General features: G+C 51.4%; 20 protein-coding genes. 9 read left to right on the forward strand and 11 right to left on the reverse strand.

Going from position 1 to position 20,814, the window contains the following annotated elements; genetic code table 11:
• From lepA to rseD, 6 genes are all read right to left on the reverse strand, one after another.
• Entirely contained in the window at positions 1-1,800 is a 1,800-nt protein-coding gene (gene lepA / locus RTW80_RS06895) for a translation elongation factor 4 (protein ID WP_000790168.1), read from the reverse strand.
• Between the two features lie 197 nt (positions 1,801-1,997).
• A complete protein-coding gene (rseC, locus tag RTW80_RS06900) occupies positions 1,998-2,477 on the reverse strand; it encodes a SoxR-reducing system protein RseC (RefSeq protein WP_000589068.1) in 480 nt (159 codons plus the stop codon).
• Complete coding sequence (rseB, locus tag RTW80_RS06905; protein WP_000812053.1) at positions 2,474-3,430, reverse strand: sigma-E factor regulatory protein RseB; 957 nt, start codon at positions 3,428-3,430, stop codon at positions 2,474-2,476. Before rseB ends, rseC begins: the two co-directional genes overlap by 4 nt.
• Positions 3,430-4,080, reverse strand: coding sequence for an anti-sigma-E factor RseA (gene rseA, locus RTW80_RS06910; protein WP_001168456.1), 651 nt, complete (start codon positions 4,078-4,080; stop codon positions 3,430-3,432). The genes rseB and rseA overlap by 1 nt, the downstream gene beginning before the upstream one ends.
• 32 nt (positions 4,081-4,112) lie before the next feature.
• On the reverse strand, positions 4,113-4,688 hold the full coding sequence (gene rpoE, locus RTW80_RS06915) for an RNA polymerase sigma factor RpoE (protein ID WP_001295364.1): 576 nt from the start codon (positions 4,686-4,688) through the stop codon (positions 4,113-4,115).
• Positions 4,685-4,840: a rpoE leader peptide RseD gene (gene rseD / locus RTW80_RS06920; RefSeq protein ID WP_001325470.1), complete on the reverse strand. Its 156-nt coding sequence runs from the start codon at positions 4,838-4,840 to the stop codon at positions 4,685-4,687. The genes rpoE and rseD overlap by 4 nt, the downstream gene beginning before the upstream one ends.
• A gap of 255 nt (positions 4,841-5,095) precedes the next feature.
• Between rseD and nadB the strand changes: the two genes are divergently transcribed.
• Positions 5,096-6,718 (forward strand): L-aspartate oxidase, encoded by a 1,623-nt coding sequence (nadB, locus tag RTW80_RS06925; protein ID WP_001094488.1) that lies wholly within the window; start codon positions 5,096-5,098, stop codon positions 6,716-6,718.
• Here the strand turns inward: nadB and trmN are convergent.
• The gene (gene trmN, locus RTW80_RS06930; RefSeq protein WP_001295363.1) at positions 6,703-7,440 is read right to left on the reverse strand and encodes a tRNA(1)(Val) (adenine(37)-N(6))-methyltransferase TrmN; all 738 of its coding nucleotides are present in this window, start codon (positions 7,438-7,440) and stop codon (positions 6,703-6,705) included. The two genes, nadB and trmN, sit on opposite strands and share 16 nt — an antisense overlap.
• 131 nt (positions 7,441-7,571) lie before the next feature.
• On the opposite strand from trmN, the gene srmB reads away from it, so the two are divergent.
• Positions 7,572-8,906 (forward strand): ATP-dependent RNA helicase SrmB, encoded by a 1,335-nt coding sequence (srmB, locus tag RTW80_RS06935; RefSeq protein ID WP_000219193.1) that lies wholly within the window; start codon positions 7,572-7,574, stop codon positions 8,904-8,906.
• 208 nt (positions 8,907-9,114) lie between these two features.
• Here srmB and RTW80_RS06940 read toward each other — a convergent pair whose 3' ends face one another.
• The gene (locus RTW80_RS06940) at positions 9,115-9,996 is read right to left on the reverse strand and encodes a LysR family transcriptional regulator (RefSeq protein WP_001300638.1); all 882 of its coding nucleotides are present in this window, start codon (positions 9,994-9,996) and stop codon (positions 9,115-9,117) included.
• Positions 9,997-10,098: 102 nt separating this feature from the next.
• Here RTW80_RS06940 and eamB point away from each other — a divergent pair, with 102 nt between their 5' ends.
• A complete protein-coding gene (eamB, locus tag RTW80_RS06945) occupies positions 10,099-10,686 on the forward strand; it encodes a cysteine/O-acetylserine transporter (RefSeq protein WP_000189207.1) in 588 nt (195 codons plus the stop codon).
• A 55-nt stretch (positions 10,687-10,741) separates the two neighbouring features.
• Here the strand turns inward: eamB and grcA are convergent, their stop codons facing one another.
• Positions 10,742-11,125, reverse strand: a complete 384-nt coding sequence (gene grcA / locus RTW80_RS06950; protein WP_000627807.1) for an autonomous glycyl radical cofactor GrcA — start codon at positions 11,123-11,125, stop codon at positions 10,742-10,744.
• A gap of 304 nt (positions 11,126-11,429) precedes the next feature.
• On the opposite strand from grcA, the gene ung reads away from it, so the two are divergent.
• The gene (gene ung / locus RTW80_RS06955; protein ID WP_001262716.1) at positions 11,430-12,119 is read left to right on the forward strand and encodes a uracil-DNA glycosylase; all 690 of its coding nucleotides are present in this window, start codon (positions 11,430-11,432) and stop codon (positions 12,117-12,119) included.
• Between the two features lie 47 nt (positions 12,120-12,166).
• On the opposite strand, the gene RTW80_RS06960 is transcribed toward ung, so the two are convergent.
• Positions 12,167-13,204 (reverse strand): tRNA/rRNA methyltransferase, encoded by a 1,038-nt coding sequence (locus RTW80_RS06960; RefSeq protein WP_000997403.1) that lies wholly within the window; start codon positions 13,202-13,204, stop codon positions 12,167-12,169.
• Positions 13,205-13,410: 206 nt separating this feature from the next.
• On the opposite strand from RTW80_RS06960, the gene trxC reads away from it, so the two are divergent.
• The 5 genes from trxC to RTW80_RS06990 all read left to right on the forward strand — a co-directional run bounded on the left by trxC (position 13,411) and on the right by RTW80_RS06990 (position 19,127).
• Positions 13,411-13,830: a thioredoxin TrxC gene (gene trxC / locus RTW80_RS06965; protein ID WP_001098726.1), complete on the forward strand. Its 420-nt coding sequence runs from the start codon at positions 13,411-13,413 to the stop codon at positions 13,828-13,830.
• Between the two features lie 68 nt (positions 13,831-13,898).
• Positions 13,899-14,597 (forward strand): tRNA-uridine aminocarboxypropyltransferase, encoded by a 699-nt coding sequence (gene tapT, locus RTW80_RS06970; protein WP_001300438.1) that lies wholly within the window; start codon positions 13,899-13,901, stop codon positions 14,595-14,597.
• Between the two features lie 31 nt (positions 14,598-14,628).
• On the forward strand, positions 14,629-17,289 hold the full coding sequence (patZ, locus tag RTW80_RS06975; protein WP_000083005.1) for a peptidyl-lysine N-acetyltransferase PatZ: 2,661 nt from the start codon (positions 14,629-14,631) through the stop codon (positions 17,287-17,289).
• A 113-nt stretch (positions 17,290-17,402) separates the two neighbouring features.
• On the forward strand, positions 17,403-18,758 hold the full coding sequence (pssA, locus tag RTW80_RS06985; protein ID WP_000949265.1) for a CDP-diacylglycerol--serine O-phosphatidyltransferase: 1,356 nt from the start codon (positions 17,403-17,405) through the stop codon (positions 18,756-18,758).
• A 45-nt stretch (positions 18,759-18,803) separates the two neighbouring features.
• Positions 18,804-19,127, forward strand: a complete 324-nt coding sequence (locus RTW80_RS06990) for a YfiM family lipoprotein (protein ID WP_001295360.1) — start codon at positions 18,804-18,806, stop codon at positions 19,125-19,127.
• Here RTW80_RS06990 and kgtP read toward each other — a convergent pair.
• The gene (gene kgtP / locus RTW80_RS06995) at positions 19,124-20,422 is read right to left on the reverse strand and encodes an alpha-ketoglutarate permease (RefSeq protein WP_000841103.1); all 1,299 of its coding nucleotides are present in this window, start codon (positions 20,420-20,422) and stop codon (positions 19,124-19,126) included. The genes RTW80_RS06990 and kgtP overlap by 4 nt on opposite strands.
• Positions 20,423-20,814 lie beyond the last annotated feature (392 nt).

Raw genomic sequence — 20,814 nt, forward strand, 5'->3', positions numbered from 1 at the left:
TTATTTGTTGTCTTTGCCGACGTGCAGAATGGCGAGGAACGCTTCCTGCGGCAGCTCGACGTTACCGATCTGCTTCATGCGTTTCTTACCTTCTTTCTGCTTCTGCAGCAGCTTTTTCTTACGGCTGATATCGCCGCCATAACATTTAGCCAGTACGTTTTTACGCAGCTGTTTCACGGTGGATCGCGCAATGATGTGCGTACCAATCGCTGCCTGAATGGCGATATCAAACTGCTGGCGTGGGATCAGATCTTTCATCTTCTCCACCAACTCGCGACCGCGGTTTTGCGAATTATCACGGTGGGTGATCAACGCCAGCGCATCAACACGTTCACCGTTGATTAATACGTCTACACGTACCATGTCGGACGCCTGGAAGCGCTTGAAGTTGTAATCCAGAGACGCATAACCACGCGAGGTAGATTTCAGGCGATCGAAGAAGTCGAGCACCACTTCCGCCATCGGGATCTCGTACGTCAGCGCCACCTGATTACCGTGGTAAACCATATTGGTCTGCACGCCGCGTTTTTCTACGCACAACGTAATAACGTTGCCGAGATATGCCTGCGGCAGCAGCATGTGACACTCTGCAATCGGCTCGCGCAGTTCGTAGATGTTATTTACCGCAGGCAGCTTGGATGGGCTGTCGACGTAGATAACTTCTCTTGACGTGGTTTCAACTTCATACACTACGGTCGGCGCAGTGGTGATCAGATCCAGATCGTATTCACGTTCCAGACGTTCCTGGATGATCTCCATGTGCAGCAGGCCGAGGAAGCCGCAGCGGAAACCAAAGCCCAGCGCGCTGGAGCTTTCCGGCTCATAGAACAGTGAGGCATCGTTCAGGCTGAGTTTACCCAGCGCGTCACGGAAGGCTTCATAGTCGTCGGAACTTACCGGGAACAGACCGGCGTATACCTGCGGTTTGACTTTCTTAAAGCCAGGCAGCGCCTTTTCTGCCGGATTACGCGCCAGCGTTAAGGTATCGCCGACTGGAGCGCCGTGGATATCTTTAATCGCACATACGAGCCAGCCTACTTCGCCACATTTCAGTTCAGTGCGGTCAACCTGTTTCGGCGTGAAGATGCCCAGACGGTCGGCGTTATAGGTCTGCCCGGTACTCATGACTTTCACTTTGTCGCCCTTACGCAGGGTGCCGTTTTTAATACGGATAAGTGAAACAACGCCCAGGTAGTTGTCGAACCATGAGTCGATAATTAGTGCCTGCAACGGGCCTTCCGGATCGCCTTCCGGCGGCGGAATGTCGCGCACCAGACGTTCGAGAACGTCCTGCACACCAACGCCGGTTTTCGCTGAACAGCGCACCGCGTCGGTGGCGTCGATGCCGACGATATCTTCAATTTCTTCCGCCACGCGTTCAGGATCGGCTGCCGGCAGGTCAATCTTGTTCAGTACCGGCACAACTTCGAGATCCATTTCCATGGCGGTGTAGCAGTTTGCCAGGGTTTGCGCTTCTACGCCCTGCCCGGCGTCGACCACCAGCAATGCACCTTCACAGGCAGCCAGCGAACGGGAAACTTCATAGGAGAAGTCTACGTGGCCCGGGGTGTCGATAAAGTTAAGCTGATAGGTTTCGCCGTCAGACGCTTTGTAGTCCAGCGTCACGCTTTGCGCTTTGATGGTAATGCCACGCTCACGCTCAAGATCCATGGAATCGAGAACCTGCGCCTCCATTTCACGGTCAGACAGGCCACCGCAGATCTGGATAATACGGTCAGACAGCGTCGATTTACCGTGGTCAATGTGAGCTATGATCGAAAAGTTACGTATATTCTTCATAAAGTATGATTATTGTGCCTTAATGCCCGGTTAACCAGGCTTTTAGAAGTCGCTGTTCTGAGCTTAACGTCTGTATTAATAGAAACGCCGCATTCTACACTACAACATTGAGGCGAGGAAATGTTCATACCGTATGGATTGTGGTATCTGGAAACGTCCTCGCATTTGTTATGCAAAATGCAACAAAGCCAGTGAAATCACTGGCTCGCGTCTTCCGAAGATGTTTCAAATCGCACAAGGCCAGGCGGCAATGCCACGCTTAAGATGATCGGTTGCCATTCTGCCCGGGCAGCAAACTTACGCGAGTAGCCGCGCGCAATCAGGAACCCGCCAATACCACCGAGGATCGCACCACATAATGCTGCGACGTCAGAAGCAAAGAGTAGCTGAAATAGCGAAGCGATAAGGAATAATCCCACCAGCGGCGACATATAAACCAGTAATGCGGAGCTAAGCAGGCTGCCTTCGGCGATCCCCAATTCCACTTTTTGCCCCGGCACTAACGGCTCATCACAGGGTACGACAATGGTATGCGTGGTTTGCGGGCCAAGTTTATTTAACACGCGGCTACCGCAACCGGCGCGTGAAGCGCAGCTGCTGCATGAAGCTTTAACATCACAACTGACCAGCGCCTGCCCGTTTTGCCAGGAGACGACGGTAGCCCACTCTTTGATCATTGCGCTGCCCCGAACTTAATATTCTCGGCAATGCGTTTCGCCGTTTGCGGCGGCAGTTCACCGACAATGGTGATTTCGGCGTTATCACGTACGCTTGTACTGACGGTTCTGCGTCCGGTGCGCAACATCTGATCGGTGCTCGATGGCGTAGCGCGGTTAACGTTTACCGAGAAGCTGAATAATCCGTCGGAATAGAGACGTGATTCGATAGGCATGTTGTCCATCGTCGGTAGCGGACGTCGACTACTGGAAACTTCGCTAAAACCCTGTGGCAACCAGGTTGGCGTCCAGCTGAATTTAGCTTTTTCACCTACAGGAACAGAAAGCAACGGCGGCAAATTTGCCTTCGCCAGCGTCTGCATACTGCTGCTGATATCCTGATTGACGTTAAAAGCAATCACGCGAAATTGTTCCAGCGTTTCACCATCGCGATCAAGGAGATCAACCCGCATCGGTAATTTCGATTCGGTGTCCATCCACACGATGTAGCTGTAGCGTGTACCATCTCGGGCAACCACGCGAATGACTTCGCAAAGACGATCAGCAATACGCGTGCGCCCGACGGAGATAAAGTCGTAGTAAGGAGAAAGGCGTTTGAAATCGGTATAGATAAGCGATGGCAGAGAATCAACAATGTAATCGCCATTAAGCGTGAACGGTTCAAGTCCCGGTTCAAAATAGCTGATTTCATTGCCGCGCTGTACCACTTCCCGGCGCGGGCCATCCATTTGCAACAATTGTGCAAGAGGACGGTTATCGAGGCGTGCATGTCGATAACGCAGAGACTCAACACCCTGTTTATTGATGCTGATGAATGACAGCTCGTAATTCAGTGACTGACTGGCCAGGTTCATCTGCTGTAATAACGCCCCGGACGCGGGAGTGGCCGAGGCGTTAGCAGAGAATAACAGGCTACCTGTCACTAATGACATGGCAAACCAAAGTTGCTTCATTACTGCGATTGCGTTCCTAAAGTTTGAATTCCTGGCACCTGTACAGCGGCTTGCTGGGTTTGCGCCTGCTCAAACTGAAGCTGTTCAGAGTGGAGTCGGCGTTGCAGTTCGTAATCCTGCAACATTGCATTAATGCGACGACGCTGCTCCTGTACCTGCTGCTGTTGACCATTGTTTGCGGTCGCTTCAGAAGGTACTCCCAGGCTTACCGGGCTGGCTTTACCCATCATCGGCAGTGTATTAAATACCGGCGTTTCGTGCTGCTGGGACGTTTCAGATTGTCCATTATAGTGCTGGACGCCAACGATAACTGCAAGCGATACGCATGCGGCTACGCCCATTTGGGTAAGCTGTGCCGCCCACGGACGTACTTTCTGCCAGAATGGCATTTTCTGCCATTGATGCGGCGCAGGCTGGGCTTCCGGGATCAATGTCGCCGGTTGACGTACTGGCTCTTCTTCAATGGCGGCCATCACGCGTGAAGAGATATCGAAATGGAGCACCTCGGGAGTATCACCCCGCATTGAGTCACGGATTAAGTGATAGCTTTCCCAGGTTTTCTGCATTTCTGGGTTATGAGCCAGTTCGTTAAGCAGCTCACTATCCAGCGTTTCGCCATCCATTAAAGCGGAAAGTTGTTCTTTCTGCATGCCTAATACCCTTATCCAGTATCCCGCTATCGTCAACGCCTGATAAGCGGTTGAACTTTGTTATCAATAGCTTCCCTCGCTCGGAAGATACGTGAACGCACCGTACCTACCGGACAATCCATGATAGCGGCTATCTCTTCATAGCTCAGGCCATCCAGCTCCCGCAAGGTTATTGCCATGCGTAAATCTTCCGGGAGGGACTCAATAGTTCGGAAAACTATCTGTCTCAGTTCTTCTGACAACATTAAGTTCTCAGGGTTCGAAATTTCTTTCAACGCGCCGCCACTTTCGAAGTTTTCAGCTTCAATGGCATCCACATCACTGGAAGGTGGACGACGCCCCTGAGCAACCAGGTAATTTTTCGCTGTATTTACAGCAATCCGATACAGCCATGTATAAAAAGCGCTATCTCCCCGGAACGAATCCAGCGCACGATAGGCTTTAATAAAAGCTTCTTGTACCACATCGGGAACATCACCCGACGGCACATAGCGGGAAACCAGACTCGCCACTTTATGCTGATAGCGCACTACCAGTAAGTTAAAGGCTTTCTGATCTCCCTTCTGGACCCGTTCAACCAGGACCTGGTCCGTTAACTGCTCGCTCATCCGAGGTAAAGTCTCCCCAAACCAAATTTCCACGCGCTATCGAAACGCCACTCCATTAGCTGCAATTTGAGCAAGCAAAGGATTAGAGTGTCTCGTTTTTGTAAAGTTCCGTAACGCATCTGTTTTTGTTTGTCATGCTGTAGACGGATCATTATCTATCATTATAAGTCTACAGAATCTGAACATCGCATTATCTGTGTAGAAATGCCCATTTAACTGCCTGAAGAGTAACCCAACGGCCTTTTTATTTCACCACCTAATCCTCCACCAGCCAGTAACTTCTCTTTTTCTCGCCGCCCTGCATCAGCGTGTTTAGCCACTGTAACAAATATTAAAATAGCAGGTGTTTATTCGCACAACATGATGCTATGCTGACCAAACCGTGTTTAGTAAATTAAACAAAGAAAATGAATACTCTCCCTGAACATTCATGTGACGTGTTGATTATCGGTAGCGGCGCAGCCGGGCTTTCACTGGCGCTACGCCTGGCTGACCAGCATCAGGTCATCGTTCTAAGTAAAGGCCCGGTAACGGAAGGTTCAACATTTTATGCCCAGGGCGGTATTGCCGCCGTGTTTGATGAAACTGACAGCATTGACTCGCATGTGGAAGACACATTGATTGCCGGGGCTGGTATTTGCGATCGCCATGCAGTTGAATTTGTCGCCAGCAATGCACGATCCTGTGTGCAATGGCTAATCGACCAGGGGGTGTTATTTGATACCCACATTCAGCCGAATGGCGAAGAAAGCTACCATCTGACCCGTGAAGGTGGACATAGTCACCGTCGTATTCTTCATGCCGCCGACGCAACTGGTAGAGAAGTAGAAACCACGCTGGTGAGCAAGGCGCTGAACCATCCGAATATTCGCGTGCTGGAGCGCAGCAACGCGGTTGATCTGATTATTTCTGACAAAATTGGCCTGCCGGGCACGCGACGGGTTGTTGGCGCGTGGGTATGGAACCGTAATAAAGAAACGGTGGAAACCTGCCACGCAAAAGCGGTGGTGCTGGCAACTGGCGGTGCGTCGAAGGTTTATCAGTACACCACCAATCCGGATATTTCTTCTGGCGATGGCATTGCTATGGCGTGGCGCGCAGGCTGCCGGGTTGCCAATCTCGAATTTAATCAGTTCCACCCTACCGCGCTATATCACCCACAGGCACGCAATTTCCTGTTAACAGAAGCACTGCGCGGCGAAGGCGCTTATCTCAAGCGCCCGGATGGCACGCGTTTTATGCCCGATTTTGATGTGCGCGGCGAACTGGCCCCGCGCGATATTGTCGCCCGCGCCATTGACCATGAAATGAAACGCCTCGGCGCGGATTGTATGTTCCTTGATATCAGCCATAAGCCCGCTGATTTTATTCGCCAGCATTTCCCGATGATTTATGAAAAATTGCTCGGGCTGGGGATTGATCTCACACAAGAACCGGTACCGATTGTGCCTGCTGCACACTATACCTGCGGTGGTGTAATGGTTGATGATCATGGGCGTACGGACGTCGAGGGCTTGTATGCCATTGGCGAGGTGAGTTATACCGGCTTACACGGCGCTAACCGCATGGCCTCGAATTCATTGCTGGAGTGTCTGGTCTATGGCTGGTCGGCGGCGGAAGATATCACCAGACGTATGCCTTATGCCCACGACATCAGTACGTTACCGCCGTGGGATGAAAGCCGCGTTGAGAACCCTGACGAACGGGTAGTAATTCAGCATAACTGGCACGAGCTACGTCTGTTTATGTGGGATTACGTTGGCATTGTGCGCACAACGAAGCGCCTGGAACGCGCCCTGCGGCGGATAACCATGCTCCAACAAGAAATAGACGAATATTACGCCCATTTCCGCGTCTCAAATAATTTGCTGGAGCTGCGTAATCTGGTACAGGTTGCCGAGTTGATTGTTCGCTGTGCGATGATGCGCAAGGAGAGTCGTGGCCTGCATTTTACGCTGGATTACCCGGAACTGCTCACGCATTCCGGTCCGTCGATCCTTTCCCCCGGCAATCATTACATAAACAGATAAAAAGCCTGGGTCAGCGCCGTATACGCTTCGGAATAGTTCTGGTCTGGCCCACGAATGACTAAGCGATCGCTAAAGCATTCTCCCGCCTGCGGGGAGAATGCCAGCAGCACCCGATGCGGCAGTCGCGCTTCGTTTTCCGCCACATCCGTCCGCAAACGTAAATGCCAGCCCATGCTTAATGCCAGCTCCGTAAAACCATTACCAATCTGCTCTGGCAGCACTACGCAGAAAAATCCCTCTTCGGTAATGCACTCCGCCGCACAGGTCAGCAACGATGGGTGATCAAGCGTAGTGGTATAGCGAGCCTGTTCCCGTTGAGGTGTCGAGCACTCTACTCCCTGCTGATAGTAAGGTGGGTTACTGATGATTAAATCGAAGCGTACTGTCTGCTGTGTGATCCACTGCTGAATATCCGCCGTATGGACGTTAATCCGCTCTGCCCACGGGGACTGGTTGATATTTTCCTGCGCCTGCGCGGCAGCTTCACTTTCCAGTTCAACTGCATCAATCATCACGCTGTCATCGGTTCGCTGCGCCAGCATTAATGCCAGCAACCCGCTACCCGCGCCGATATCAAGGCAACGTTTTACCCCAGCCACCGGTGCCCATGCGCCCAATAAAATACCATCCGTTCCCACTTTCATCGCACAGCGATCGTGAGCAACAAAAAACTGTTTAAAAGTAAATCCATTACGACGAAGCACGGATGTAGACTGTGACATGAAAATAAAACCTTGCAGGAAAAACGGCGATAGCACCGGGTGAGAACAATACCCGAGAAGCGATATCCATACAAACAGATGAAGATTGCAGCCGTAACGTCTATAATCAGCGCCCCACACAGAGGTAGAACATGACTGTAACGACTTTTTCCGAACTTGAACTCGACGAAAGCCTGCTGGAAGCCCTCCAGGATAAAGGTTTCACTCGCCCGACCGCCATTCAGGCTGCCGCCATTCCGCCTGCGCTCGATGGCCGTGATGTACTCGGTTCTGCGCCGACAGGCACCGGTAAAACGGCGGCGTATCTGCTGCCAGCGTTGCAGCACCTGCTCGATTTCCCGCGTAAGAAATCCGGTCCGCCGCGTATTTTGATCCTCACCCCAACTCGCGAGCTGGCGATGCAGGTGGCCGATCATGCCCGCGAACTGGCGAAACATACGCATCTGGATATCGCCACCATCACCGGCGGCGTAGCCTATATGAACCACGCGGAAGTGTTCAGCGAAAATCAGGACATCGTGGTCGCCACGACCGGACGTCTGCTGCAATACATAAAAGAAGAGAACTTCGATTGCCGCGCGGTTGAAACGCTGATCCTCGACGAAGCAGACCGTATGCTGGATATGGGCTTCGCTCAGGATATCGAACATATTGCTGGCGAAACGCGCTGGCGTAAACAGACCCTGCTCTTTTCGGCAACGCTGGAAGGCGATGCGATTCAGGACTTTGCCGAGCGTCTGCTGGAAGATCCGGTGGAAGTTTCTGCCAATCCCTCCACCCGTGAGCGCAAAAAAATTCATCAGTGGTATTACCGCGCCGATGATCTTGAGCATAAAACCGCGTTGCTGGTGCATCTGTTAAAACAGCCGGAAGCGACCCGCTCAATTGTGTTTGTGCGTAAGCGTGAGCGTGTGCATGAGCTGGCAAACTGGCTGCGCGAAGCGGGCATCAACAACTGCTATCTCGAAGGTGAGATGGTACAGGGCAAGCGTAACGAAGCGATCAAGCGTTTGACCGAAGGTCGCGTAAACGTACTGGTCGCAACCGATGTTGCCGCGCGCGGTATCGACATTCCTGACGTCAGCCACGTCTTTAACTTCGATATGCCGCGCAGTGGCGATACTTATTTGCACCGTATCGGACGTACCGCGCGCGCCGGTCGTAAAGGCACCGCAATTTCGCTGGTGGAAGCCCATGACCATCTGCTGCTGGGTAAAGTAGGCCGCTATATTGAAGAGCCAATTAAAGCTCGCGTTATTGATGAGTTACGCCCGAAAACGCGTGCGCCAAGCGAAAAGCAGACCGGCAAGCCATCGAAGAAAGTACTGGCTAAACGTGCTGAGAAGAAAAAAGCTAAAGAGAAAGAGAAGCCGCGGGTGAAAAAACGCCATCGCGACACCAAAAATATTGGTAAGCGCCGTAAACCAAGCGGAACGGGCGTGCCACCGCAAACGACAGAAGAGTAATCTCAATGCCAGGTTTAAGCCTGGTATTAAAAGTGCTGGCAAACGCAAAACTGCCTGATGCGCTACGCTTATCAGGCCTACGTGGCTCATGCAATATATTGAATTTGCACGATCTTGTAGGCCGGATAAGGCGTTCACGCCGCATCCGGCATGAATAAAGCGCACTTTGTCGACAAGTTAAATGCCGGGTTTAATCCCGACATTATTTTTATCCAGCCACAAAACTCTCTTCAACACACTGAATAAAAGTGTGCATCGCCGGGCTAACCGCTTTTCCAGCATGATGTGCGCACATGGCCGTAATGGTCTGCGACTGTTCGCCAAAAGGCAATTCAATTAATTCTCCGCACTCCAACTCTTTTGCCACCGCAAAGCGCGGTAGGTAGCTGACCCCGATATTCGCCGCGACACAACGCTTGATGCTTTCGATACTTATAAGCTCAATGGTGTTTTCCACCGTGATCCGCCGCTGACGCAGCGTGCTCTCAAATATCTGCCGGAAGACACATTGCGGTTCGTTGATAATAAAGCTACAGGCGTTATGTCTTCCCGGCTCAGTAAAATCGACATCTGCAATTTGCGGTGAAGCCACCAGCACCAGTGATTGTTCACCCAACTCTCGTCGATTCAGAGCATCATCATTCCCTACACGATAAAAGACGCCAACATCGGCCTCATCATTCAGTAGCGCATCACGGATCACGTAACAGTTCAGCGACTGCAACGATAAACGCACTTTTGGGGCGCGTTGCCGAAAACGCTGCAACACCTGCGGCATTCGGTAAGAGAGCAACGTTTCGCCCGAAACAACGCGTAGTTCCCCGTCCGGATCTGACTCCTTTTTGGCAGCCTCACGAAGCGTATCCATCACTCGGGTAAGTTCATAAATGTGCGGCAGCAACTTTTTTCCTTCGCGGGTAAGGCACATCCGTCGGCCAATTTTCTCAAATAACTGGACTGAAAACTCCTGCTCAAGCTGCTGAATATGAAAAGTCACCGTCGATTGTGTACAGCACAATTTTTGCGAAGCTCGCAAAAAGGAACCCTCTTCCACCACGGTTTTAAGCGTAATAAAACGGCGCAGATCCATAACCCCAAACCTATCGAAAATATCGAATCTAGAATATAAAAACATTCATTTTTTTAAATGTTCCGTGTCGGGTACTGTCTACCAAAACAGAGGAGATAACAAGTGACACCGACCCTTTTAAGTGCTTTTTGGACTTACACCCTGATTACCGCTATGACGCCAGGACCGAACAATATTCTCGCCCTTAGCTCTGCTACGTCGCATGGATTTCGTCAAAGTACCCGCGTGCTGGCAGGGATGAGTCTGGGATTTTTGATTGTGATGTTACTGTGTGCGGGCATTTCATTTTCACTGGCAGTGATTGACCCGGCAGCGGTACACCTTTTGAGTTGGGCGGGGGCGGCATATATTGTCTGGCTGGCGTGGAAAATCGCCACCAGCCCAACAAAGGAAGACGGACTTCAGGCAAAACCAATCAGCTTTTGGGCCAGCTTTGCTTTGCAGTTTGTGAACGTCAAAATCATTTTGTACGGTGTTACGGCACTGTCGACGTTTGTTCTGCCGCAAACACAGGCGTTAAGCTGGGTAGTTGGCGTCAGCGTTTTGCTGGCGATGATTGGGACGTTTGGCAATGTGTGCTGGGCGCTGGCGGGGCATCTGTTTCAGCGATTGTTTCGCCAGTATGGTCGCCAGTTAAATATCGTGCTTGCCCTGTTGCTGGTCTATTGCGCGGTACGCATTTTCTATTAACGAAAAAAAGCGGAAGAGGTCGCCCTCTTCCGCTTAGTAACTTGCTACTTAAGCCTTACAGGCTTTCAGTAAAGGTACGAGCGATAACGTCGCGCTGCTGTTCCGGAGTCAGAGAGTTAAAGCGAACTGCATAACCGGATACACGGATGGTCAGCTGCGGATATTTTTCCGGATGCTTAACTGCATCTTCCAGAGTTTCACGACGCAGAACGTTAACGTTCAGGTGTTGACCACCTTCAACGCGAACTTCTGGTTTCACTTCTACTGGAACTTCACGGTATTCAATGTCACCCAGTTTGCTTACTGCAACCACTTCATCTTCTGCATAACCTGCTTTTGCAACGATGCAACGTGCTTCGCCTTTTTCGCTGTCCAGCAGCCAGAAAGAGTTCAGCAGATCGTCGTTAGCGGCTTTAGTAATCTGGATACCTGTAATCATGTGATGCCTCCCCGGCAAAATTATTTGATTTGTTCAGCCTGTCGCGGCCAATTGGTAAAACCATTGTTGCTTGAGTGTATATATACTCCTCAACCACCCTTGATTCTTTGATTTAAATCAATAAAAACCACACATCGATTGTGGTCGTAAATGGATTTTATTGTTTTACATCAACTTATGCGGGTGTGAAATTTTACCAATTTACATTTTTTTGCACTCGTTTAAGTCTAAAAAATGAGCATGATTTTGTTCTGTAGAAAGAAGCAGTTAAGCTAGGCGGATTGAAGATTCGCAGGAGAGCGAGATGGCTAACGAATTAACCTGGCATGACGTGCTGGCTGAAGAGAAGCAACAACCTTATTTTCTTAATACCCTTCAGACCGTCGCCAGCGAGCGGCAGTCCGGCGTCACTATCTATCCACCACAAAAAGATGTCTTTAACGCGTTCCGCTTTACCGAGTTGGGTGACGTTAAAGTGGTGATTCTCGGCCAGGATCCTTATCACGGACCGGGACAGGCGCATGGTCTGGCATTTTCCGTTCGTCCCGGCATTGCCATTCCTCCGTCATTATTGAATATGTATAAAGAGCTGGAAAATACTATTCCGGGCTTCACCCGCCCTAATCATGGCTATCTCGAAAGCTGGGCGCGTCAGGGCGTTCTGCTGCTCAATACTGTGTTGACGGTTCGCGCAGGTCAGGCGCATTCCCACGCCAGCCTCGGTTGGGAGACGTTTACTGATAAAGTCATCAGCCTGATTAACCAGCACCGCGAAGGCGTGGTGTTTTTGTTGTGGGGATCACATGCGCAAAAGAAAGGGGCGATTATAGATAAGCAACGCCATCATGTACTGAAAGCACCGCATCCGTCGCCGCTTTCGGCGCATCGTGGATTCTTTGGCTGCAACCATTTTGTGCTGGCAAATCAGTGGCTGGAACAACGTGGCGAGACGCCGATTGACTGGATGCCAGTATTACCGGCAGAGAGTGAGTAAATTTGCGGGGAAATGCCGGATGGCAGAGTTGCCACCCGGCTGATTTATCAGGCTTTATTCTGACGCCACCATTCACCAAGCAAAACGCCGGTTGCGACAGAGATATTCAGCCCGGCAACGTTGCCCGTACCGTCAATCTTCACGCGCAGATCGTTCGGATCGCGTGCGGCATCCGGTAACCCTTCATATTCCTGACCCAGCACCAGTACCATTTTCGCTGGCAGACTAGTTTTGAACAGCGGTTTACCCTGCTCGCTGGAAGTGGTCACTACGGTGTAACCTGCCTGACGGAAATCATCCAGCACGTTAACAATGTTGTCGCCAGTAATCGGCTGAACGTGCTCTGCGCCGCCTTCTGCGGTACGGATAGCCGCCCCCGACTCCAGCAGTGCCGCATCCTGCACCACGACACCTTTCACGCCGAAGTGCGCGCAGCTGCGCATCATGCCACCCAGGTTATGCGGGTTAGATTCGTTTTCCAGTGCCAGAACGCAATCCTGCGCGCCTGCCTGGCTTACCCACTGCTGCACGGTTGTACCGTTACGCTTTTTGATCAAGAAGCAAACGCCGCCGTGATGTTCCGTGCCTGACGCTTTTGTCAATTCCGCTTCATCCACCACATGGTACGCTTTGCGGTTTGCTGCCATCCAGCGCAAAGCTTCTTTAAAACGCGGCGTTACACTCTGGATAAACCAGGCGCGAACAATCGCTTCCGGACGGCTCTGGAAAAGTGCCTGACATGCATTTTCGCCGTAGACGCGGGTTTCTTCCGCACGCTGACGACGCAACACTTCCGGATCAATAAAACTTTTACCACTGATGCCACCGTGATCGGCCTTTTCCGGCGTCTCATCACCCGGCGCGCGGGAAACCGTGCGCCACGGCGAATCTTCCCACTTGCGGTCACGGGGCTGACTCTGTTTGTCATCGCGGGCGGGGCGACGGCCACCGTCAGCACGAGATTTTCCTGGACGCCCGCCCCCTTTCCCGGTACGCGGGTTGTGGGTACGTTTATCAGAATCATCATCACTGCGGACATACATCACTTTGACCTTGCCGCTTTTACCTTTCATTTCATCGTTCATGCTTTTCTCCACCAGCGCTGCGCGAAGCGCGCAGATTACCCGAAGTCCGCGCGGTTCGCCATGATTTCGTACCAAAGCCTGCGACTATCATACCTATTGAATAAAACAGATTGTTGTCTGGAACAATGTCCCCGATAATATGTAACATATTAGAAACATACCGGCGTCGTTGCCGATAAGTCTCCTTACTCATCCCGAGGTTAGTTATGAATACCGTTTGTACCCATTGTCAGGCCATCAATCGCATTCCCGACGATCGGATCGAAGATGCGGCAAAATGCGGACGCTGCGGTCACGACTTGTTTGACGGAGAGGTGATTAATGCGACCGGTGAAACACTCGACAAATTGCTGAAGGATGATCTACCTGTGGTGATCGACTTCTGGGCACCGTGGTGCGGCCCCTGCCGTAATTTCGCACCAATTTTTGAAGATGTCGCGCAAGAGCGTAGCGGTAAAGTGCGCTTTGTGAAAGTGAATACCGAAGCTGAACGTGAATTGAGCAGTCGCTTTGGAATTCGTAGTATACCGACGATCATGATTTTCAAAAACGGTCAGGTTGTCGACATGCTTAATGGCGCAGTACCGAAAGCGCCGTTCGATAGCTGGCTGAACGAATCTCTTTAATCTTACCGGGGCGCATCTTGTGCCCCGTTTTCTCCTCTGCGACAATGGCGTTTTTTCGACGCTCTCTTATGACCGAAAACGCTGTTCTCCAGTTACGCGCCGAGCGTATTGCGCGCGCAACACGTCCTTTTCTTGCCCGCGGTAATCGCGTTCGTCGCTGCCAACGCTGTCTTTTGCCAGAGAAATTATGTCTCTGTTCGACAATTACCCCAGCACAAGCAAAAAGTCGCTTCTGTTTGCTGATGTTCGACACCGAGCCAATGAAGCCCAGTAATACCGGGCGTCTCATTGCTGATATTTTGCCTGATACCGTTGCGTTTCAATGGTCGCGTACCGAACCCTCGCAGGATTTGCTGGAGTTGGTGCAAAACCCGGACTATCAGCCAATGGTGGTCTTTCCCGCTTCGTATGCTGATGAGCAACGGGAAGTGATCTTCACACCACCTGCCGGTAAGCCACCGCTGTTTATCATGCTCGATGGTACCTGGCCGGAAGCTCGCAAGATGTTTCGTAAAAGTCCGTATCTGGATAATCTTCCCGTCATTTCCGTCGATCTTTCCCGGCTTTCTGCCTATCGCCTGCGTGAAGCCCAGGCTGAAGGCCAATATTGTACTGCCGAGGTAGCCATCGCACTGTTAGATATGGCCGGCGATACCGGGGCGGCGGCAGGGTTAGGCGAGCATTTTACCCGCTTTAAAACACGCTATCTGGCAGGAAAAACGCAACATCTGGGTAGCATCACAGCAGAACAGTTAGAAAGCGTTTAAAATCATTCGGTCACTTCTGCGGGAGACCGGTATGAGTCAGCGAGGACTGGAAGCACTACTGCGACCAAAATCGATAGCGGTAATTGGCGCGTCGATGAAACCCAATCGCGCAGGTTACCTGATGATGCGTAACCTGCTGGCGGGAGGCTTTAACGGACCGGTACTCCCGGTGACGCCAGCCTGGAAAGCGGTGTTGGGTGTGTTGGCCTGGCCGGATATTGCCAGCTTGCCCTTTACACCCGACCTTGCGGTTTTATGTACCAATGCCAGCCGTAATCTTGCTCTTCTGGAAGAGCTCGGCGAGAAAGGCTGTAAAACCTGCATTATTCTTTCCGCCCCGGCATCGCAACACGAAGATCTCCGCGCCTGCGCCCTGCGCCATAACATGCGCCTGCTTGGACCAAACAGTCTGGGTTTACTGGCTCCCTGGCAAGGTCTGAATGCCAGCTTTTCGCCTGTGCCGATTAAACGCGGCAAGCTGGCGTTTATTTCGCAATCGGCTGCCGTCTCCAACACCATCCTCGACTGGGCGCAACAGCGTAAGATGGGCTTTTCCTACTTTATTGCGCTCGGCGACAGCCTGGATATCGACGTTGATGAATTGCTTGACTATCTGGCACGCGACAGTAAAACCAGCGCCATCCTGCTCTATCTCGAACAGTTAAGCGACGCGCGACGCTTTGTTTCGGCGGCCCGTAGTGCCTCGCGTAATAAACCGATTCTGGTGATTAAAAGCGGACGTAGCCCGGCGGCACAGCGACTGCTCAACACGACGGCAGGAATGGACCCGGCATGGGATGCGGCTATTCAGCGTGCCGGTTTGTTGCGGGTACAGGACACCCACGAGCTGTTTTCGGCGGTGGAAACCCTTAGCCATATGCGCCCGCTACGTGGCGACCGGCTGATGATTATCAGCAACGGTGCTGCGCCTGCCGCGCTGGCGCTGGATGCCTTATGGTCACGCAATGGCAAGCTGGCAACGCTAAGCGAAGAAACCTGCCAGAAACTGCGCGATGCACTGCCAGAACATGTGGCAATATCTAACCCGCTCGATCTACGCGATGACGCCAGCAGTGAGCACTATATTAAAACGCTGGATATTCTGCTCCACAGCCAGGATTTTGACGCGCTGATGGTTATTCATTCGCCCAGCGCCGCTGCTCCCGCAACAGAAAGCGCGCAAGTATTAATTGAAGCGGTAAAGCATCATCCCCGCAGCAAATATGTCTCTTTGCTGACGAACTGGTGCGGCGAGCACTCCTCGCAAGAGGCACGACGTTTATTCAGCGAAGCCGGGCTGCCGACCTACCGTACCCCGGAAGGAACCATCACTGCTTTTATGCATATGGTGGAGTACCGGCGTAATCAGAAGCAACTACGCGAAACGCCGGCGTTGCCCAGCAATCTGACTTCCAATACCGCAGAAGCGCATCTTCTGTTGCAACAGGCGATTGCCGAAGGGGCTACGTCGCTCGATACCCATGAAGTTCAGCCCATCCTGCAAGCGTATGGCATGAACACGCTCCCTACCTGGATTGCCAGCGATAGCACCGAAGCGGTGCATATTGCCGAACAGATTGGTTATCCGGTGGCGCTGAAATTGCGTTCGCCGGATATTCCACATAAATCGGAAGTTCAGGGCGTCATGCTTTACCTGCGTACAGCCAATGAAGTCCAGCAAGCGGCGAACGCTATTTTCGATCGCGTAAAAATGGCCTGGCCACAGGCGCGGGTCCACGGCCTGTTGGTGCAAAGTATGGCTAACCGTGCTGGCGCTCAGGAGTTGCGGGTTGTGGTTGAGCACGATCCGGTTTTCGGGCCGTTGATCATGCTGGGTGAAGGCGGTGTGGAGTGGCGTCCTGAAGATCAAGCCGTCGTCGCACTGCCGCCGCTGAACATGAACCTGGCCCGCTATCTGGTTATTCAGGGGATCAAAAGTAAAAAGATTCGTGCGCGCAGTGCGCTACGCCCATTGGATGTTGCAGGCTTGAGCCAGCTTCTGGTGCAGGTTTCCAACTTGATTGTCGATTGCCCGGAAATTCAGCGTCTGGATATTCATCCTTTGCTGGCTTCTGGCAGTGAATTTACCGCGCTGGATGTCACGCTGGATATCTCGCCGTTTGAAGGCGATAACGAGAGTCGGCTGGCAGTGCGCCCTTATCCGCATCAGCTGGAAGAATGGGTAGAATTGAAAAACGGTGAACGCTGCTTGTTCCGCCCGATTTTGCCAGAAGATGAGCCACAACTTCAGCAATTCATTTCGCGAGTCACCAAAGAAGATCTTTATTACCGCTACTTTAGCGAGATCAACGAATTTACCCATGAAGATTTAGCCAACATGACACAGATCGACTACGATCGGGAAATGGCGTTTGTAGCGGTACGACGTATTGATCAAACGGAAGAGATCCTCGGCGTCACGCGTGCGATTTCCGATCCTGATAACATCGATGCCGAATTTGCTGTACTGGTTCGCTCGGATCTCAAAGGGTTAGGCTTAGGTCGACGCTTAATGGAAAAGTTGATTACCTATACGCGAGATCACGGACTACAACGTCTGAATGGTATTACGATGCCAAACAATCGTGGCATGGTGGCGCTAGCCCGCAAGCTCGGGTTTAACGTTGATATCCAGCTCGAAGAGGGGATCGTTGGGCTTACGCTAAATCTTGCCCAGCGCGAGGAATCATGAGTAAGGTACTGGAAATGTTGACCACTTAATCGGGACTGGTGTTATTATTGCCCGCTTATGTCGTCTGCATTGCACAGAGGACCCTTCAATGAACAGAGAAGAAATGCACTGTGATGTTGTCAAAATTTAAGCGTAATAAACATCAACAACACCTTGCCCAACTACCCAAGATTTCTCAATCAGTTGATGATGTCGATTTCTTTTACGCTCCCGCCGACTTCCGGGAGACGCTGCTGGAAAAAATAGCCAGCGCGAAGCAGCGCATTTGCATTGTCGCCCTGTATCTCGAACAGGATGACGGTGGCAAAGGCATTCTGAACGCGTTGTATGAAGCTAAAAGGCAGCGTCCGGAACTGGATGTGCGGGTGCTGGTCGACTGGCATCGTGCACAACGTGGACGCATTGGCGCTGCGGCATCTAACACTAACGCTGACTGGTACTGCCGCATGGCGCAGGAAAATCCGGGCGTAGATGTTCCGGTTTATGGCGTTCCAATCAATACCCGTGAAGCCCTTGGTGTTCTGCACTTTAAAGGCTTTATCATCGACGATAGCGTACTTTATAGCGGTGCCAGCCTGAACGATGTTTACCTGCATCAGCACGATAAATATCGCTACGACCGTTATCATCTTATCCGTAACCGTAAGATGTCAGACATTATGTTTGAATGGGTTACACAGAATATTATGAATGGCCGCGGCGTTAATCGTCTGGATGATGTTAATCGGCCAAAAAGCCCGGAAATCAAGAACGATATTCGTCTGTTCCGCCAGGAGCTGCGTGATGCCGCTTATCATTTCCAGGGCGATGCCGACAACGATCAGCTTTCCGTAACGCCGCTAGTGGGGCTGGGGAAATCGAGTCTGTTGAACAAGACCATTTTCCATCTTATGCCTTGTGCCGAGCAGAAACTAACCATCTGTACGCCATACTTCAACCTGCCAGCAATCCTTGTGCGCAATATTATCCAGTTGCTGCGCGAAGGGAAAAAGGTCGAAATTATTGTTGGTGATAAAACCGCGAACGACTTCTACATTCCGGAAGATGAACCTTTCAAGATAATTGGCGCATTGCCTTATCTCTATGAGATCAATCTGCGTCGTTTCCTGAGCCGTTTGCAGTATTACGTCAATACTGACCAGTTAGTGGTTCGGTTATGGAAAGATGACGACAACACCTATCACCTGAAAGGGATGTGGGTTGATGATAAGTGGATGTTGATCACCGGTAATAACCTGAACCCGCGCGCCTGGCGTCTGGATCTGGAAAACGCCATTTTGATCCACGATCCACAACTGGAGCTTGCGCCGCAGCGAGAGAAAGAACTGGAGCTGATCCGCGAGCATACCACCATCGTTAAGCACTATCGCGATCTGCAAAGTATTGCCGATTATCCGGTGAAGGTTCGTAAACTCATCCGCCGTTTGCGCCGTATCCGCATCGACCGATTAATTAGCCGAATCCTGTAATCACAACCCCGTCCTGTACGGGGTTTGTTTTTTGGAGGCCACGTTTTGCGTATTCTTTTTGTCTGTTCGCTATTGTTACTTTCTGGATGCAGCCATATGGCTAACGATAGCTGGAGCGGGCAGGATAAAGCTCAACACTTTATCGCCTCGGCGATGCTTTCCGCCGCCGGAAATGAATATTCACAGCATCAGGGGATGAGCCGGGATCACAGTGCCATGTTTGGATTGATGTTCTCTGTCAGTTTGGGGGCGTCAAAAGAGCTTTGGGATAGCCGCCCCGAAGGGAGCGGCTGGAGCTGGAAGGATTTGGCCTGGGATGTCGCCGGTGCAAGCACCGGCTATACCGTCTGGCAACTGACCCGTCACTAAAGACGCATCCCCTTCCCTTTGCGATGTAGCATCAAAGAAACCAGAAACGCCACCACGGCCATCAAGGTCACATACCAGAAGAAGGCTGTTTCCATTCCTATTGATTTCAGCGACAACGCTACGTACTCCGCCGAACCACCAAATATAGCATTAGCGACCGCATATGACAGACCAACGCCTAATGCGCGAACCTGTGCCGGGAACATCTCAGCCTTCAGTATTCCACTGATTGATGTATAAAAACTCACTATCAGCAGGGCACACATCACCAGACCAAAAGCGGCATAAGGCGAGGAAACGTTTTGCAATGCTGAGAGAATAGGAACGGTAAAAATGGCTGCCAGCGAACCGAAACATAACATTGAGGTACGGCGACCAATCTTATCCGACAGCGCGCCAATGAGTGGTTGAATAAGCATGAATACAAACAATGCGGCAGTCATAATGCCACTCGCCACGTTGGCATGCATTCCCGCAGTATTTACCAGATACTTCTGCATATAAGTAGTGAAGGTATAGAAACAAAGGGAGCCCGCAGCGGTAAAACCGAGAACCATGATGAATGCACGGCGATTGCGCCATAATCCTTTCAGAGATCCAGCTTCTTTTAAAGCGCGCGTTTCTTGTTGCGAAGTTTCATCTAACTGACGACGTAACCACAACGCCACAACAGCTAACACAGCTCCTAACGCGAAAGGAATACGCCATCCCCACTCTCTGAGTGCAGCGTCTTCCATGGTGTGTTGTAAAACCACGACAACCAGTAGGGCTAGCAGTTGTCCGCCGATCAACGTCACATACTGAAATGATGCGTAAAAACCTTTGCGCCCTTCAACGGCAACTTCACTCATATAGGTGGCGCTGGTGCCATATTCTCCGCCAACGGATAATCCCTGAAATAAACGAGCGAGAAGCAATAATGCCGGAGCCCACGTACCTATAGTTTCATAACCTGGGAGGCAGGCGATAACCAGCGATCCGAAACACATCATACACACCGATAACAGCATCGATTTTTTGCGACCATGTTTATCGGCTATGCGGCCAAATAGCCAACCGCCTATTGGGCGCATCAGGAATCCCGCAGCAAAAACACCTGCTGTTTGTAGTAGTTGAGTCGTCGTGTTCCCGGAAGGGAAGAAAATGTGGGCGAAGTAGAGTGAACAGAACGAGTAGACATAGAAATCGAACCACTCGACCAGATTACCTGAAGAGGCCCCCACAATCGCCCAAATGCGGCGACGAGTATCACTACTTGTCAGTTTGCTGTCTGCCGTTACAGTACTTTCAGCCATGCCATTATGTCTCCTGCCGTAATCCGATGCTTTTGTTGGTCGCTTTTGTTTATTTCTTTTGGTAAAGAAAATGTTATACATTTGTTGCGTATCATTATGCAACCTTAACCATGCATTTAGTTAGCAGGAAAATGGTTATTGAGGAGCTTAAGGATAAATTTCTGGTAAGGAGGACACGTATGGAAGTAGGCAAGTTGGGGAAACCGCATCCGTTGCTGAATCTGGCATATGTGGGAGTATAAGACGCGCAGCGTCGCATCAGGCATTTTTTTCACCAACGCAAAAAGGCCATCCTGACGGATGGCCTTTCGCTTGATTTGATGCCTGGCAGTTCCCTACTCTCGCATGGGGAGACCCCACACTACCATCGGCGCTACGGCGTTTCACTTCTG

Source organism: Escherichia sp. AM3 (assembly GCF_032029835.1).
Taxonomy (GTDB): domain Bacteria; phylum Pseudomonadota; class Gammaproteobacteria; order Enterobacterales; family Enterobacteriaceae; genus Escherichia; species Escherichia coli.

Bases quoted from the DNA above. Each gene is read 5' to 3' on its own strand.
- rseA (WP_001168456.1), bottom strand. From the start codon at position 4,080: ATGCAGAAAGAACAACTTTCCGCTTTAATGGATGGCGAAACGCTGGAT.
- RTW80_RS06960 (WP_000997403.1), bottom strand. From the start codon at position 13,204: ATGAACGATGAAATGAAAGGTAAAAGCGGCAAGGTCAAAGTGATGTAT.
- grcA (WP_000627807.1), bottom strand. From the start codon at position 11,125: ATGATTACAGGTATCCAGATTACTAAAGCCGCTAACGACGATCTGCTG.
- patZ (WP_000083005.1), top strand. From the start codon at position 14,629: ATGAGTCAGCGAGGACTGGAAGCACTACTGCGACCAAAATCGATAGCG.
- ung (WP_001262716.1), top strand. From the start codon at position 11,430: ATGGCTAACGAATTAACCTGGCATGACGTGCTGGCTGAAGAGAAGCAA.
- srmB (WP_000219193.1), top strand. From the start codon at position 7,572: ATGACTGTAACGACTTTTTCCGAACTTGAACTCGACGAAAGCCTGCTG.
- rseB (WP_000812053.1), bottom strand. From the start codon at position 3,430: ATGAAGCAACTTTGGTTTGCCATGTCATTAGTGACAGGTAGCCTGTTA.
- rseD (WP_001325470.1), bottom strand. From the start codon at position 4,840: ATGATCCGTCTACAGCATGACAAACAAAAACAGATGCGTTACGGAACT.
- lepA (WP_000790168.1), bottom strand. From the start codon at position 1,800: ATGAAGAATATACGTAACTTTTCGATCATAGCTCACATTGACCACGGT.
- pssA (WP_000949265.1), top strand. From the start codon at position 17,403: ATGTTGTCAAAATTTAAGCGTAATAAACATCAACAACACCTTGCCCAA.
- rseC (WP_000589068.1), bottom strand. From the start codon at position 2,477: ATGATCAAAGAGTGGGCTACCGTCGTCTCCTGGCAAAACGGGCAGGCG.
- trmN (WP_001295363.1), bottom strand. From the start codon at position 7,440: ATGTCACAGTCTACATCCGTGCTTCGTCGTAATGGATTTACTTTTAAA.
- nadB (WP_001094488.1), top strand. From the start codon at position 5,096: ATGAATACTCTCCCTGAACATTCATGTGACGTGTTGATTATCGGTAGC.
- rpoE (WP_001295364.1), bottom strand. From the start codon at position 4,688: ATGAGCGAGCAGTTAACGGACCAGGTCCTGGTTGAACGGGTCCAGAAG.
- tapT (WP_001300438.1), top strand. From the start codon at position 13,899: ATGACCGAAAACGCTGTTCTCCAGTTACGCGCCGAGCGTATTGCGCGC.
- trxC (WP_001098726.1), top strand. From the start codon at position 13,411: ATGAATACCGTTTGTACCCATTGTCAGGCCATCAATCGCATTCCCGAC.
- kgtP (WP_000841103.1), bottom strand. From the start codon at position 20,422: ATGGCTGAAAGTACTGTAACGGCAGACAGCAAACTGACAAGTAGTGAT.
- RTW80_RS06940 (WP_001300638.1), bottom strand. From the start codon at position 9,996: ATGGATCTGCGCCGTTTTATTACGCTTAAAACCGTGGTGGAAGAGGGT.